Origin of the sequence: Chthonomonas calidirosea T49 (assembly GCF_000427095.1) — a bacterium.
In the GTDB taxonomy this organism is placed as follows: Bacteria; Armatimonadota; Chthonomonadetes; order Chthonomonadales; family Chthonomonadaceae; genus Chthonomonas; species Chthonomonas calidirosea.
Window position 1 is genome coordinate 121,229 of record NC_021487.1, and the last position, 14,111, is coordinate 135,339.

General features: G+C 54.0%; 15 protein-coding genes. 4 read left to right on the forward strand and 11 right to left on the reverse strand.

Annotation, left to right across the window (positions count from 1 at the left end):
• Positions 1-9: 9 nt before the first annotated feature.
• The 4 genes from CCALI_RS00560 to pyrR are packed head-to-tail and all read right to left on the reverse strand — an operon-like array spanning position 10 to position 4,464.
• Positions 10-1,638 (reverse strand): amidohydrolase, encoded by a 1,629-nt coding sequence (locus tag CCALI_RS00560; RefSeq protein ID WP_016481518.1) that lies wholly within the window; start codon positions 1,636-1,638, stop codon positions 10-12.
• Positions 1,631-2,923, reverse strand: coding sequence for a dihydroorotase (locus CCALI_RS00565; RefSeq protein WP_016481519.1), 1,293 nt, complete (start codon positions 2,921-2,923; stop codon positions 1,631-1,633). The genes CCALI_RS00560 and CCALI_RS00565 overlap by 8 nt, the downstream gene beginning before the upstream one ends.
• A gap of 1 nt (position 2,924) precedes the next feature.
• Positions 2,925-3,857: an aspartate carbamoyltransferase catalytic subunit gene (locus CCALI_RS00570; RefSeq protein ID WP_016481520.1), complete on the reverse strand. Its 933-nt coding sequence runs from the start codon at positions 3,855-3,857 to the stop codon at positions 2,925-2,927.
• 25 nt (positions 3,858-3,882) lie between these two features.
• Positions 3,883-4,464, reverse strand: a complete 582-nt coding sequence (gene pyrR, locus CCALI_RS00575) for a bifunctional pyr operon transcriptional regulator/uracil phosphoribosyltransferase PyrR (RefSeq protein WP_016481521.1) — start codon at positions 4,462-4,464, stop codon at positions 3,883-3,885.
• Positions 4,465-4,979: 515 nt separating this feature from the next.
• On the opposite strand from pyrR, the gene selD reads away from it, so the two are divergent.
• The gene (gene selD / locus CCALI_RS00580; RefSeq protein ID WP_269431618.1) at positions 4,980-6,044 is read left to right on the forward strand and encodes a selenide, water dikinase SelD; all 1,065 of its coding nucleotides are present in this window, start codon (positions 4,980-4,982) and stop codon (positions 6,042-6,044) included.
• 233 nt (positions 6,045-6,277) lie between these two features.
• Here selD and CCALI_RS00585 read toward each other — a convergent pair whose 3' ends face one another.
• Complete coding sequence (locus CCALI_RS00585; protein ID WP_016481523.1) at positions 6,278-6,838, reverse strand: RNA polymerase sigma factor; 561 nt, start codon at positions 6,836-6,838, stop codon at positions 6,278-6,280.
• Between the two features lie 347 nt (positions 6,839-7,185).
• Between CCALI_RS00585 and CCALI_RS00590 the strand changes: the two genes are divergently transcribed.
• On the forward strand, positions 7,186-8,208 hold the full coding sequence (locus CCALI_RS00590; RefSeq protein WP_016481524.1) for a Gfo/Idh/MocA family protein: 1,023 nt from the start codon (positions 7,186-7,188) through the stop codon (positions 8,206-8,208).
• An 11-nt stretch (positions 8,209-8,219) separates the two neighbouring features.
• Here the strand turns inward: CCALI_RS00590 and CCALI_RS00595 are convergent, their stop codons facing one another.
• From CCALI_RS00595 to CCALI_RS00610, 4 genes are all read right to left on the reverse strand, one after another.
• Positions 8,220-9,308, reverse strand: a complete 1,089-nt coding sequence (locus CCALI_RS00595) for a carboxypeptidase-like regulatory domain-containing protein (protein WP_016481525.1) — start codon at positions 9,306-9,308, stop codon at positions 8,220-8,222.
• On the reverse strand, positions 9,305-10,585 hold the full coding sequence (locus CCALI_RS14565; RefSeq protein WP_016481526.1) for a vitamin K epoxide reductase family protein: 1,281 nt from the start codon (positions 10,583-10,585) through the stop codon (positions 9,305-9,307). Before CCALI_RS14565 ends, CCALI_RS00595 begins: the two co-directional genes overlap by 4 nt.
• A 244-nt stretch (positions 10,586-10,829) precedes the next feature.
• The gene (locus tag CCALI_RS00605) at positions 10,830-11,138 is read right to left on the reverse strand and encodes a hypothetical protein (RefSeq protein WP_016481527.1); all 309 of its coding nucleotides are present in this window, start codon (positions 11,136-11,138) and stop codon (positions 10,830-10,832) included.
• Positions 11,139-11,180: 42 nt separating this feature from the next.
• A complete protein-coding gene (locus tag CCALI_RS00610) occupies positions 11,181-11,897 on the reverse strand; it encodes an N-acetylmannosamine-6-phosphate 2-epimerase (RefSeq protein ID WP_016481528.1) in 717 nt (238 codons plus the stop codon).
• Between the two features lie 88 nt (positions 11,898-11,985).
• On the opposite strand from CCALI_RS00610, the gene CCALI_RS00615 reads away from it, so the two are divergent.
• Positions 11,986-12,657 (forward strand): hypothetical protein, encoded by a 672-nt coding sequence (locus CCALI_RS00615; RefSeq protein WP_016481529.1) that lies wholly within the window; start codon positions 11,986-11,988, stop codon positions 12,655-12,657.
• 72 nt (positions 12,658-12,729) lie between these two features.
• Here CCALI_RS00615 and trxA read toward each other — a convergent pair whose 3' ends face one another.
• Both trxA and CCALI_RS00625 read right to left on the reverse strand, forming a co-directional pair.
• Positions 12,730-13,053: a thioredoxin gene (trxA, locus tag CCALI_RS00620; RefSeq protein ID WP_016481530.1), complete on the reverse strand. Its 324-nt coding sequence runs from the start codon at positions 13,051-13,053 to the stop codon at positions 12,730-12,732.
• A 225-nt stretch (positions 13,054-13,278) separates the two neighbouring features.
• Positions 13,279-13,494, reverse strand: a complete 216-nt coding sequence (locus CCALI_RS00625; RefSeq protein ID WP_016481531.1) for a cold-shock protein — start codon at positions 13,492-13,494, stop codon at positions 13,279-13,281.
• 224 nt (positions 13,495-13,718) lie between these two features.
• On the opposite strand from CCALI_RS00625, the gene CCALI_RS16875 reads away from it, so the two are divergent.
• Positions 13,719-14,099, forward strand: coding sequence for a DUF192 domain-containing protein (locus CCALI_RS16875; protein ID WP_016481532.1), 381 nt, complete (start codon positions 13,719-13,721; stop codon positions 14,097-14,099).
• Positions 14,100-14,111 lie beyond the last annotated feature (12 nt).

Here is a 14,111-nt window from a genome sequence, read left to right on the forward strand (position 1 = left end):
ATTCCTTTTCTAAGATAGCTCTCCATAGACACGCTCTCCCTGTATAAAAGTGGCTACGACATTGAGGCGTTCCCATTCCGAAAGAGGAACTTTCATGGGGTTTTCAGAAAGAATAACGAAATCGGCCCATTTCCCGGCAGAGAGAGTACCGCGATCATCATCGGTGCGGGTCGCGTAGGCAGGGCTAGCGGTATAGGCGTAAAGGGCGACTTCGACCGGGACCCTCTCTTGTTCATTGAGAACGAGGCCGGAAGGAGTTTTGCGTTCCATGGCAGCATGTATGCCATCGAGAGGAGCGCCGGGAACGACAGGGCAATCTGAGCTGAAAGCTTGTGCCACTCCTTGGGCTTCGAGCGTTGCATAGGGGGAGAGCGCATTGGCTCGTTCCATCCCTAGAGCGGCGATATAGGCATCGCCGAGCTGTGAAAGAAATTCCGGCTGACCGATAGACCAGATCCGTTGGCGCCTCAGACGAGCGATCAGATCGGTGTTGAGGAGCATGCAGTGCTCTATTCGGTGACCAGGGCGTGGGCGCGGGTGGGCGCGTTGCGCCTTAGCATAGCAGCGCAGGACAAGATCTATGGCGGCATCGCCAATAGCGTGAGTGGCGATCTGCCAACCCTTCTGGTGAGCCGCCAGGATATAGGCTTCTAGCTCTTCAGGTGGATGAAGGAAGAGACCATAGTTGTCGGGCATGTCTTGGAAGGGCTGCGATAGGCGGCAAGTACGGGTGGTGATGGCACCGTCAGAAAAGAGCTTTGCCTGCCCAATATGGAACTGGTGCCCGCTGATATCGGGATGGTGAAAGTCATGAGGAGCGGGTGGGTTGTTTCTGGCGGAGCGCATGACATCGGCCCAGGCGATCATGCCGTTGACACGTACCTGCAGTACTTTGGTGTGCACCGCTTGGACGTAAGCCTCGATCTCTTCAGGCAGCGTATTGGCGTCGGATGCAGAGGTGATGCCGCGCTCAACGAGGTAACGGTTGGCAAGTTTTAGCGCTTCAAGCTGCTGTGCTCGCGTGGGGGGAGGGATAATCTTGTCAAGATTTTGCCAAGAGGCCGTTTCAAGGAGCACTCCGGTTGGCTCGCCGTTAGCGTCGCGTACGATGGTGCCCCCGATGGGGTCTGGGGTTTCCCTTGTAATGTTCAAAAGCTTGAGGGCGTGGCTATTGACGACGGCCGCATGACCAGAGGTATGCTCGATGCGCACCGGGCGATCGGTACAGACCTTATCCAGATCGTACCGTGTGGGATGTGCGGGCGGAGTAAGACGGTTGTGGTCATAGCGATTACCTAGAATGCATGGTGCATCCGGCTGCTCTTCGAGACGCTTGCGCAGGAGCCGAACGATATCGTCTGTCGATTTGGCTACCGAGGGAGAGAGGTCTACTTGCATGAGCGCAAGTCCTAGAGGCAGTATATGCATGTGACAGTCGAAAAAGCCTGGAAGAAGGGCCTTCCCTTGGAGGTCAATCTGTTTGGTGGTGGAACGTGCGAGAATTTTAACCTCCGATTCTCTTCCGACGGCAAGAATGCGACCATCGGAGCCGATCGCAAGAGCTTCTGCCACGGGGTTTTCCGGCTCCATCGTAAGGATAGGTCCTCCGCTAAAAACCGTTTGCGCTCTGCTAATCATGCGAATCCACCTCTATTTTTCTGCCGTTCAGCAGGGTGAAAAGAGGTTTCCCTTTCACGGTAGCTCCATGAAACGGCGTATTTTTTGACTTTGAATGGAGTTTTGTGCGGTCAACCGTCCATTCGCAATCGAGGTCAAACACCGCCACATCGGCAGGGGCATTTGGTTGCAACGTGCCGAGCTTGTGTGGGATTGACAGAATGCGCGCCGGGTTGTAGGTTAGCCGTGCGATGAGATCGTTAAGGGTGAGTTTTCCAGACAGCACGAGATGGGTATAGCCCAGGGCAAAGGCGGTCTCAAGGCCAACGATTCCGAACGGAGCTGCTTCGAACTCCGTCTCTTTCTCGTGAGCGGCATGCGGAGCATGGTCTGTAGCGATGCAGTCTATGGTACCATCAGCCAACGCCTCTTTAATCGCCTCGCAGTCCTGTGCGGTACGCAGAGGGGGGTTCATTTTGGCGTCGGTGTTGTAGCCGAGGCAGGCCTCTTCGGTGAGAGCCCAGTGATGGGGGCAGGCCTCACCGGTAACCGGCAAGCCTTTTGCTTTAGCCTGGCGCAGAATCTGAACGGTTCGTGCCGAGGAGATGTGCAGGAGGTGAAGACGGCAGCCGGTATATTCACAGAGGAGGATATTACGAGCTACCGCAATATCTTCGGCGACCCGCGGCATGCCGGCAATGCCGAGCACGGTGGAGATGTAGCCTTCGTTCATGGCGCCGTGGGCGGTTAGCGATTTGTCCTCATTATGGGTCAGCAGCGGAAGGTCGAGCATGGCACAATACTCCATCACCCTCCGCATCGTCTCGGCGCTTTGAATGGGGAAGGCGTCGTCGGAGATGGCGATGGCACCGGCCGCCTTCAGATCGGCCATCTCGGTTAGTTGGCCTCCTTCCATGCCTTTAGTGGCTGCCGCGATGGGGAACACCCTGGCCAAGCCACATCTTTCTGCCCGTTCACGAATGTAGTGGACAACCGGTGCGCTATCTATGGCTGGGTTCGTATTGGGCATGCAGCAGACAGAAGTGAACCCACCTGCGGCAGCGGCACGCGTTCCGCTTTCGATGTCCTCTTTATATTCAAAGCCAGGCTCACGCAGATGGACGTGGATATCTATAAGTCCTGGGGTTACAAGAAGACCATCCACGGGTATTACCTCATCGGCTTGGCGGGTTTCGCCTGGAGGGGTAATACCAACAATGCGACCGTCTTCAATCAGAAGGTCGCCCACGCGATCGAGGTTCTGAGAGGGGTCGAGAATGCGCCCTCCGGCCAAAATCGTTCTCAATTCAGCTCTCCTCAGATTGGGGCACGCCCATCAGTAGATAAAGCACGGCCATGCGAACGGCGATCCCGTTGGTCACCTGTTCGGTTACGGCACATTGCAATCCGCACTTGCCATCGGCGACCTCGGCAGATATCTCAACGCCTCGATTCATAGGGCCTGGGTGCAGCACAAGCACATCCGGCTTTGCGTACCGCAGGGTGGAGGCGGAGATACCGTAGAGCCGAGAGTATTCACGAAGTCCTGGAAGAAGCCCACGGTCTTGACGCTCCGTCTGAATGCGGAGGACATTCACCACATCGGCCCCTTCAAGCCCTGCACTTAGGTCGTAATAAACGCTGACTGGAAGCCGATCGACATCTTTTGGCATAAGGGTTCGCGGGCCAACAAGGCGCACTTTAGCACCGAGCTTTGTAAGCCCCCAAATGTTGGAGCGAGCGACTCGGCTATGCGCGATATCCCCCACGATGGCCACGGTTAAGTCCTCAATGGTGCCTTTGTAGTGCTGGATGGTGAAAAGGTCTAGCAACGCTTGAGTAGGATGTTCATGGCGACCATCACCGGCATTCACCACGGGGATCTGTAGGAGCTTTGCAGCAAATTCTGGGGCGCCGGCAGCGTAGTGGCGCATCACAATGCAATCGGCCTTCAAAGACTGGAGGGTCAGCAAGGTATCTTTGAGCGATTCCCCTTTCGCTACCGAGGATTGGGCGACGGCGATGTTGATGGCTTCGGCGCTCATGATTTTGGCGGCCATTTCAAAAGAGGTGCGGGTACGCGTGGAGTTTTCATAGAAGAGGGTTACCATAGCGCGGCCGCGCAGCGTGGGTACCTTTTTAACAGGGCGCTGCAAAATCTCTTTGAAGCTGGCAGCCGTCTGTAGGATATGCAGGATATCCTGTTTCGATGTTTCGCGCAGAGTCAGTAGATGACGCATACCCTAGAAGTTCCTTCCTTTGTTGCTAGACCCCTTGTCTTTGCAGGAGGACACGATCTTCGCCGTCAGTTTCGCTAAGGTGCACGGCGATATGTTCGTGCCGTGCGGTTGGCACATTTTTGCCAACGAAGTCGGGGCGAATAGGCAGTTCACGATGCCCACGATCAAGCAGTACAGCGAGTTGGATGCAGGCCGGGCGTCCCAGATCGAGGATAGCAGAGAGTGCCGCACGGACGGTTCGACCCGTGAAGAGCACATCGTCAACAAGCACGACGCGCTTTTCATTTAGGTCTACCGGTATATCGGAAGGGGCGACGGCGGGCAGGCCTTTGGGGTTTGTGCCGTAGTCATCGCGGTAGAGGCCAATGTCAAGGCGACCTACAGGAACAGAGCTTCCTTCTATCTGCTGAAGGAGTCGCGAAAGGCGCTGAGCAAGGGGAGCACCACGGGTGAGAATGCCAATGAGGACGAGGTTCTCAACACCTCGATTTCGCTCAACGATCTCATGAGCAACGCGGGTAAGGGCCCTTCGGATGTCATCGGCATCCATAAGGGGCACCGTTTGTAGATTGTTTTGGGCATCCGTCTTTGGATGTTCGCTCTCCACGGCTATCTCTCCTTGCGGAGGCGGAGCGCACGACACAGCATGCCACCATCCGCGATCTGGGGCCGGGGGAGGCGGAGAGGGTGTTGTGTCAATCCTAACCCAGCTTTTGGCCGGATGTTGTTTTCAAGGTAGGATAGAACAAACCGCACATCCCTTGTCAGCCTCACCGGACCGACTTAAAGGTTCACGCTTTTTCTGCCTACTTTCGTAAGCGTCCCCATCATTCTACCGCAAGACATGCGTGCCATGCAAGCCCTCTTGTAGGTTTTGGGGCAAAAAATAGAGGAGTGTGATCTCTGTGAACGGAGGGGAGTGAGATCGCAAAATAGCTGAAAGTCGCCAATCTGGTAACTGCGATAAGGAAAGATGTGTTCGAATGAGGTTTCGATGTGATCCTGTGGCCTAGGCAACGGCTACGAGGCGGACATCCTTGTCTTGGTTTTAGGGCTTTCAGTGGTAAGATGATTGCGTAACTATTGGCAAACGAGAAAGGGGGTGAGGTTGTGAGCGAGCCGATTGATCAGCGGACACGACTGACGCATCTGGTGCGTTGTGCCGGTTGAGCCAGCAAGATTGGGGCAGACCAGCTCGCGCAGGTGCTGCGCGAACTGCCTCCATCCGTCTCTCAAGCGCTGCTGGTTGGGTTCGAGACGGCGGATGATGCCGGCGTCTATCGGCTAAACGAAACAACAGCGCTGGTACAGACGGTAGACTTTTTTACGCCGATCGTGGACGACCCGCGTTGGTTTGGGGCTATCGCCGCAGCCAACTCCCTTTCCGATGTCTATGCGATGGGCGGTGAGCCGATCACGGCCCTCAATATTCTGTGTTATCCCGTTCGGGAACGCCCTGCCGAAGAGCTTCGTGCCATCTTGGAGGCCGGTGCAGAGAAGGCTCGTGAGGCAGGGGTAGTGCTGTTAGGTGGGCATAGTGTGGAAGACACTGAGCCGAAGTTTGGCATGGCCGTTACAGGTCTGGTACATCCTGAACACATCGCCACGAATGCCGGAGCGCGTCCCGGGGATGTTATTGTGCTGACCAAGCCACTGGGGACAGGAATCATCACTACGGCGGCTAAGTTTGACGAATGCCCAACGGATGTGCTCGAAGCGGCCTGTCAAAGCATGGCCATGCTCAACAGAGGAGCGGCAGCGGCCATGCGCTCTTTGGGAATAGGTGCAGACCTACCGGTGCACGCGGCGACCGACATCACGGGCTATGGATTGCTGGGGCACCTGTTCCAGATGGCAAGGGCAAGTCGCGTTGGCATGGAGCTGGAGAGTTCGGCGCTTCCTCTCCTACCAGAGGTAGAGGCTTTAGCAGCTGCCGGCAATGTGACTCGGGGCGAGCGAGAGAATCGCGCCTATTTAGGCGCGCATTTAGAGGTGTCCGAGGAAGTTGCTGCGACTCGTCTTAGCGTGATGCTAGACCCACAAACCTCTGGAGGCTTGGCCATTGTTGTGGCACCAGAGAGTGTAGACGCCCTGCTGGAGGCTTTGAGAGACAACGGGGTGGCGAAGCCGGCGGTAATCGGGCGTTGTGTAAGGGACGTGGCTTTGCGGATCAGAGTGTTCGCCTAGGAGGCGATGGCGAAAAAACCACTTGAAGGACGTATCAGAAGAGGCCTAAAAAGAAGGCGCTCCCATCCCCTTTTTCAAATGGAATTAATGAGAGCACCGAAGGGCCTTGATGGCAGAGATGTCGGTTGTCCCTGGCCGGTTCCGAAGGTCATTTGGAAGGGAGCCGCATCACACTAGAATAGATATCCTGTGCCTGTTATGCTGTTGCATGAATCTTAAAAAATTTTTGCAGCTTACTCGAATTCGCGCTGAACCTGTTCAATGGTTGGACGAATGATCCGATAGAGCCGCGATCGAACAGCACTCGCGCTCAGCGACTCGGCGAGAGGTAGAGCTTGAGCGATCTCCTCCGAACTCATCTCATAGTGGAAGGTATAAATGTAGATGAGCCGGTTGCAGGAGCTGAGACGGGCGAGCACTGTGCTTTCCATTTGACGAAAGAAGAGGATATTCTCCAGCGTATGTTCATTGCGATCAGGTGTGAGAGCCTCTTCGGGCAACGGAAGGTAAGCATGCGCCTCTCGCTGGCGACAGCATTTGAGGCTGTAGTTATAGGCGATGTGCCAAATCCAGGTTGTTAGGGCACACTCACCTCGATACTGTAGGAAATGCTTCGAAGCAAGGAGGAGAACCTCTTGAGTTGCATCTTCTGCTTCGTTGGGCTCGTGAAGAACTGCATAGCAGATACGTAGAATGTTGTCGCGATAGGTGCGACATAGATAATCAAGACGCTCCGCTCCGGTCTGAGACCGGAGTATCTCGATTTGCTCTCGCTGCTCGGATCGTGATAGCATTTCTCTCTCCCGTAGCAAGTAGGGTAACGGTGTGTGTTGGCCTCTCCGACGATACTGAAACCCATCTCGCTTCTAATAGTGTCACTGCTGCAGAAGAGAGATAAAGTCATTGTATAAGAACATAAATGCATCATCTAAAAATGATATAATTTATATTTTTACTTCTTTCTATTATATCGCTGGATTGTGAAATTATCGTGAAAAGTTCCTCTGGATTGCTGATCCCACATCAGCAGGGCTTAAACCGTTCTCATTGGAGCAGGAACATGCGGTAGACTCTATGTGCGTTAAGAGCGGTCACAGCGAACATCGCACTTACCATTCCTCTGTGCCAGAAGGGGTCTACTATGCTTCAGATTGCACTGGTTGGATGTGGGGTCATTGCACCCCAACACATTGCTGCGTTTGCAAAACAGTATGAGCGCGCCACCCTCTCGGTTTTCTGCGATCTCGACATGGAAAAGGCCGATCGGGCGCGAGCGCACTATGAAAAACTACTCGGTAAGAGCGTGGGAAGCCGCATTGTGGCCTCCTATGAAGAGGTTTTGGCCGATTCCACCGTTGATGCGGTAGATCTTTGCCTACCACACCATCTTCATGCGGAATATGCGATTGCGGCAGCGAGGGCTGGAAAACATATTCTATGCGAAAAGCCTCTGGCCAACACCTTAGAAGACTGCGATCGCATGATCGCTGCGGCTAGAGAGGCCGGGGTGGTTCTGTTTCATGGAGAGAACATGCGGCTGGATCCGGTGGTGAATCGAGCGATGGAGTTGATCCGTGAGGGCCGAATAGGCATTGTAACCGGTTTGCAGCAGACCTACGCGCACTGGCAGCCGGAGGCTATGAACCGCGGCTGGCGCGCGCGGCCTGAAGAGGCAGGTGGAGGGCAGCTGATGGATGCGGCAATTCATCATGTGGACATCCTCCGGCACGTTGGTGGTGAGATCGTTCAGGTGCAGGCGATGACCACGCAGCATCGTCCGGAGTTAGGGCCTGAAAGCGAGGATACCGGTGTGCTGAACTTTCGGTTCGATCGGGGGCACCTTGGGCAGCTATTTGCCGGACACGCGACGCGCAACCGAGGAGGCTCTCCTCTGCTGACCGTGTTTGGTACCGAGGGCAGCCTTACGCTCGAAGCGTTTTGGCCTAGACGCGGGTTGGTGTGGTTTCCCGCCAACAACGAGCCGCAGGTGCTTATCGAGCACCATCATTGGCAAGAGAGTTTCGATGCCGAGATAGCCCACTTTCTTGATGTGCTTTTGGAAGGTGTTCCTTTACGGGCGACACCAGAGGAGGGGCGCCGAAATGTAGAGATTATTTTGGCAGCCTACACGTCGGCGCGGACGGGACGATTAGTGGAGGTATAGAGCTGCAAGAGTTATGGTCGTGTTGGTGGTAGCACGGTGAGGGTGAGGTCGGCACGATTGCGGCTACATACCAGAAGCGGATTGTACAGAAAAGGCTTCTTCGGGTCCCAAAGTCCTGCTCGAAGGATGCTACGTTCCACATCGGGACGTCGGCCCGGGTGCTGCTCGTCCGCACCATACGCGAGAACGCTGATCGTCTGATCGTTCACAGGAAACCGTTTATCTATGGTGAACTCCCCCTCGTACCAGCCATCTCCTTTGGGATAGAGTTGCCAGATGAGACCGTTGCGGTTATCACGTGCAACAACCACGATGGCGACTTTGGGCACGGATGGTGTGGGAAGAAAGGCCTCGATGCGCACCGTTTGGCCATAGGCCGCTAGGCTTGGGGAGAGGCGGGCTTGGGTGAATGTGAGATAGTTCGATTCGGCATGAGAAGGCTCTTTAGCGTTCAAAGAGGCTAGTTGCACCGGATCGACCCAGGCTACGGTCGCCTTTTGAGTTCGGCCGGCTACGTGGAAGGTGTCCTCTTCCATCCAGTAGATGCTTGTAGGGCCGGCAAGGTCTTTATAGCCTGGTGCAATCGCCTTAAGTATGAGGATGCCGGGCTGCTTTCGGTCGTGTTGCTGTTGAACGGACGTCTGTTTATCTGTAGAAAGGGCGAAGAGGGTTTGGTCTACGACACCAGCGCCAACGGCAATGCCACCCTTCGCAAGGGGGTTAGGGGTCGTGGCCGCTACACCGGCTGCCGCGGCATGCACCCCGGCACGCAGTGGGTTGGCGATAAAATCGAGAAGTCCCCCAACGAGATGGCCTGCAGTGTCAAACACTTGAGCCAAAAACGTTTGGCTATGATGTTGGGGAAGATGGAGAGCGCTTACTGGCAGTGCGAGAATGTAATTGCCGTTATCATCGGTATGTGCATAGTCCACCACCTGATTCCGGTCGTTAAACACGGCCACGAGCGCGTTGGAGAGGGGCTGCCCATGGGCATCGGTGACTTGACCGGAGACATAGACCACATCGGTAGCCGTAGCCGCAAAGCTCCCGCCGAGTAAGAACAGCATTCCTATGGTTAGAATGGCGAAAAAGGGTTTCACTTCCACACCTCGTTATTGGGCTCTTTGAGAAGTTTTTCGAACTCGTCAATACCTATAAACGAGTAGATATGGTTTGGCGTGATGAGGAAGAAGGTGGGTGTGGAATTGACGTGGGCATGTAGACCGTCCATGTAGTCTTGGCGCACTCGTTGGATAATGGCCGGGCTGTTCATATCGGCAGTAAACTTTTGGACATCCATTCCCAGGCTTCTAGCAAAGTCGGCGAACTGGCTTGGGGAGAATCCTGGAGCTTGCATAACGGGCTGGTTTTTGAAGAGTAGATCGTGGTACTGCCAGAACTTGCCTTGAAGGGCGGCCGCTTCGGCCGCTTGAGCCGCCATGCCAGAATAGGTGAAATGGAGAACGGTATCCAGGCCAAGAGGGAAATTGCGAAATACGAGACAGATATCGGGATGGGATTTCAACAGATCTGGCAGAGCCTGGGCGGCCTCAGCACAGTGGGGACAGTTATAGTCGGCAAACTCCACCAAGATATACTTTGCTTTTGGGTTGCCGTAGATATGTGACCCAGGTCGAACGAGGATGGAGCGCATGTTGATGGAGCGCTGAACGGGACCTGTATAAATACTACTTCCCAACATTCCAACAATGCCGGGAACATAGATGAAACCCAGTAGTACCAAGATAAAGCCTAACACCAAACCCAGCATCTTTTGTTCGCTATTGAGGGGACGGCCTTGCTGCACATAGTCGTACCAGGCGATAGCAGCAAGCGTGGTTACGGTGAGGGCAGAAGTGAAGCAGTAAGGACAAAAGGAGCGTTGGACAAAGATTGCGATATATTGAAGCCACCAGGAGATGCAAAAGCCCGCAGCGGTAAGTAGCCAGATGAGACGGTCATAAAGAAGCAGGCGCGCGAGGTCGGCTGGGGCGAGGGCGGCTTTCCAGTCGGAGACGGTTGAAATGGAAGCCTGGCGCACCGGTGATAGAGCTGAAGTGGTTTCTTGAGAGGCGCCCACTTGCGCTAGAGCTGGCTCGGGAAGGGCAGCCGGTATGGTTTCTGCCGTGGGTAGCAGCTTTCTACGGAGTAGGGCGAGCACAAAAACGAGAAGATACATGCCCAATCCAAACGCTGCGGTAGGTATGGGCCCCAGATGAGAGTAGGGGCCATGCAGAATCTCCGTGCATCCTGCTCCCTTCATACTACACGGCAGCGGTGCAGAGGGCATGAAATGGGTAAGCGTTAGATAGCCCGCTAACAAAGTACCGAAGGCAGAGAGAAATAGGGTAATGTTGTTTGTGAGAATACGTTTCATAACGACCTCATTCTAGGGTTGTACAGGCCTATAGAGCCTCTTTGTTCTTTTACGCATTAGCGTGTGATTTCTTCCGCGCGAAGGTGTTGACGAAGATACGCTATTTGTGATGCATGTTGAACATCGTGCAGCATGATCTCCGAGATAAGTTCAGACAGCGTAATAGGTTTGTCATCAAAGAAAAAGCAGCTGCGATCGAGATCGGATTCGTGTAGTTTCTCCAGTTGGTTACACCATACGGCGCCTATCTCGCGATACCAATTACAGACCTCGGGCCAAGGGATGGAAGGGGGGGTAGAGTTTCTGGGTGCTCCATAGGAGAGAGGGCATCCTCACCGCGCAGCAGGGAAAGCGCAGCCTGTTTCCAGGCAGCCACATGATAGACAATGCCCGCGATGGAGCCATCTTGACCGATGCCCCACTGTTGTGGTGGCCAATGGGGATGCCTATGGTAGAGAGCCTCTTGGGGAGTAATGGTCTCTATCTCTTGTAAGAAGCTTCGATAGGCCTTTTTAGATTGTGATATCAAGAAAGCGAGTAAACTTTGCGCCATATGTTTCTCCAATGCAGATTACGAAAGGAGGCAGACGAAACATCACCGGGTACAGGCTTTCATCGCGGCCACGTAGTTAGCGGTGACGCGATCTATGGCAGTGATCGCCGTACCAACGACAACGGCCCAGGCACCGGCACAGAGCGCCGCATAGGCTTCCTGGGGAGATCGGATACGCCCTTCGCAGATAATAGGACACGGAACCTCTTGGGCGAGTTGGGAGACTAGCTCAAGGTCGGGGCCACCCTGTTCTCTCTTAAATGCAGTGGGGGCCGTATAGCCGCTGAGGGTGGTGGCAACGAGATCAACGCCGGCCTCAGCGGCTGCCAACCCCTCTTCAAAGGTGGAGATATCGGCCATTGCGAGAGCGCCTAATTCGTTTTGAATGAAACGCAGAATCTCCTGCCAGGTGTAGCCATTGGGGCGTGGACGGTCGGTAGCATCGAAGGCGATGATAGCAGGTGATGGGGTACTGCACGCGAAAACCTCCTGAGCCGCTTGTGGGGTGGGGGTAATATAGACCTCGAAGCCAGGATGAACCTGCTTATAAATGGCAATAATTGGCACAGAGACTAGTTCGGCAATGGCGGCGACATTGGCCGGACCATCCGCTCGTATACCTACCGCTCCTCCTTGCTCTGCTGCCGCCGCCAGTGCGGCAAGCACCTCGGGGCGGCCAAGAGGGGTGGATGGATTGGCTTGGCAGGAGACGATGATGCCACCTTTGAGGCGTTGGAGGATTTGCTGTTTAACTATCATCTTTTTCGTGTTCGATGCGCTACACTCTTATTAGGCAATGCCGCCTCGGTACTATCGGCACTACAGCTTCTTTTGGAAGGAGGGAAGAATGCGAACTTATTCTACCCGAACAAAACGGTTGTTGTTAGGGTTGTGTTGGCTCTGCGGAGTGGTTTTTTGGGGGAGTGGTATATCGGTAAGAGCGGATACGGGAGGAGCGAACGCGCAGGGTAGCTCTGTGGAGGCAGATGCGCTGCTGCGCCAAATGCAGGAGATCGCCTGCTTACAACTGATCACCCCACTCCACCTAACCGACGCTCAGCTCACCAAAATCGAGGCCATTCTTGAGGCGACTATCAAGAACTACGACCAGCAGATGAAGGCTGTGGCAACCAAGTATTTTGCCGATCTCATTCCTAAGATTGAGGCGGCGCATCGGGAGGCGCTTTTAGGCAAGCAGCCGCCAAGCGATCTACAGCAGAAGTTCGAGGATGCGTTAGGTGCCGTACTGAAGGAGCGCGACCAGATCAACGAAAAGAATATTGCCGCTGTTGCGAATAGCGTCCGACCTCTATTGACGGACGATCAGATAAGGACGGCTGTAAAGCTAGCTCATACTATTCCGGAATTCAAGACGCGGACCGGCACAGATGCGCAATGGTTTAACTTATGGGTTGCTAGCGCACTGCTCAACTACGATCACATCGTGCCGCTTTTGAAAGAGCTTCAAAAGGCACAGGCAACGGCCAGCACTACGAACTCAAACTCTGACAAAAAATAGACTTTAGACTTACTAAGCCACCGGTGATCGAGAGGTTTCGACCACCGGTGGTCTTACCTGATATGGGCGGCGTTATAGCAGCGCCTCTAACTTGCGGGCGAGAGTTTCTTTCGTGGTGGTGCCGATCCATTGATCCACAACCTTCCCGTTTTTAAAGAAGAGAAGGGTGGGGATTTGGAGAATATTGTACTTTTCGGCGATCTCTCTTTCCTCGTCTACGTTTACCTTAAAGACTTTGGCTTTGCCCGCATATTCCTGGGCAAGCGCTTCCACGTGGGGGGCAATGAGCCGACATGGATTGCACCATTCTGCCCAGAAATCTATTACAACCGGTACATTTGAGTTGATGACTTCCGCCTCGAAATCGGAGGCGGTAAGGGGGCGCGCGTGACTCATAGAGTTGACTCCTAACCGTTAAGAGGTCATGAACCTCCGTTTGAAAGTAGATTGGGATACAAAATCGCTGCGAGAGGGGCAGGATGAAAAACCCTCGCAACGATCTGCTTCGGATAGCACTTACGAACCACCCTAGAGAGAAGTTCCTAGAGGCGTTGGCTCTCTATCTCTCACATAGAGTTTTGACTAGAGAAAGGCTGTCTCCGGTGACAAGGGCGTAGGTGCTTAGTTCGTTGGGTTAATGGCGATAACATTCGCGGCCTGTGGGCCTTTTGCTCCTTCCACGATCTCGAATGCGACCTCTTGCCCTTCCGCGAGCGTTTTGTAGCCCTCTTGTAGAATGGCGGAGTAGTGGACAAAGATGTCCTTACCTTCCGGAGTTTCGATGAATCCATACCCCTTCGCGTTGCTGAACCACTTAACACGACCTCTAATTTGCATACACGTCCTCCTAAAGAAGGAAACGAATTCCGGCATATGCCCGGTAGTCATCAAAAAAGTATAAAGCCTGTAGGACAATTTGTCAAGAAGAATTTTTTGCAGCGTATACTAGGTTTTGTTGAGCTCTAAGCTATTGCAAGTCTATGGGCTTCTATCTTTTGCTTAGGACGAGTTGACGCGCTAGCTTCAGCGGCTGTGGAGCTCTGTGAGGTAGACTTAATAGCATGAGAGATGTCTTGTATTCGCTTTTGGAAGTAGAAAGTGGTAAAGTGGTCATCGAGAAGTTATATGTTGCGGACACTTTTTGGAAGCAAGCGGTTGGGCTACTTGGCAAGAGAGGTTTGAGCGAGAACGAGGGGTTGTGGATTGAACCATGCAACGGTGTGCATACCTTTGGAATGCGCTTTGCTATAGACCTTCTTTTTTTAGACAAGAGTGGTCTTGCGGTGCACAGAGCCTTTCATGTAAAGCCATGGCGAATCTGCGGGCCGATTTGGGGGACGCGGGTTGTTGTGGAGATGCCTGCGGGGGCCCTTGTACAGGTCAACATACAACCAGGAAGACACTATGTAAAGATTCCGCGGGAACAGGAGAGCAAGTTTTGAGAGTCTAGTAAA

What these genes read in the sequence shown, in the direction of transcription:
- CCALI_RS00560 (WP_016481518.1), bottom strand. Translation starts at nt 1,638, where the DNA reads ATGATTAGCAGAGCGCAAACGGTTTTTAGCGGAGGACCTATCCTTACG.
- CCALI_RS00570 (WP_016481520.1), bottom strand. Translation starts at nt 3,857, where the DNA reads ATGCGTCATCTACTGACTCTGCGCGAAACATCGAAACAGGATATCCTG.
- CCALI_RS00585 (WP_016481523.1), bottom strand. Translation starts at nt 6,838, where the DNA reads ATGCTATCACGATCCGAGCAGCGAGAGCAAATCGAGATACTCCGGTCT.
- CCALI_RS00590 (WP_016481524.1), top strand. Translation starts at nt 7,186, where the DNA reads ATGCTTCAGATTGCACTGGTTGGATGTGGGGTCATTGCACCCCAACAC.
- CCALI_RS14565 (WP_016481526.1), bottom strand. Translation starts at nt 10,585, where the DNA reads ATGAAACGTATTCTCACAAACAACATTACCCTATTTCTCTCTGCCTTC.
- CCALI_RS00605 (WP_016481527.1), bottom strand. Translation starts at nt 11,138, where the DNA reads ATGGCGCAAAGTTTACTCGCTTTCTTGATATCACAATCTAAAAAGGCC.
- CCALI_RS00610 (WP_016481528.1), bottom strand. Translation starts at nt 11,897, where the DNA reads ATGATAGTTAAACAGCAAATCCTCCAACGCCTCAAAGGTGGCATCATC.
- CCALI_RS00615 (WP_016481529.1), top strand. Translation starts at nt 11,986, where the DNA reads ATGCGAACTTATTCTACCCGAACAAAACGGTTGTTGTTAGGGTTGTGT.
- trxA (WP_016481530.1), bottom strand. Translation starts at nt 13,053, where the DNA reads ATGAGTCACGCGCGCCCCCTTACCGCCTCCGATTTCGAGGCGGAAGTC.
- CCALI_RS00625 (WP_016481531.1), bottom strand. Translation starts at nt 13,494, where the DNA reads ATGCAAATTAGAGGTCGTGTTAAGTGGTTCAGCAACGCGAAGGGGTAT.
- CCALI_RS16875 (WP_016481532.1), top strand. Translation starts at nt 13,719, where the DNA reads ATGAGAGATGTCTTGTATTCGCTTTTGGAAGTAGAAAGTGGTAAAGTG.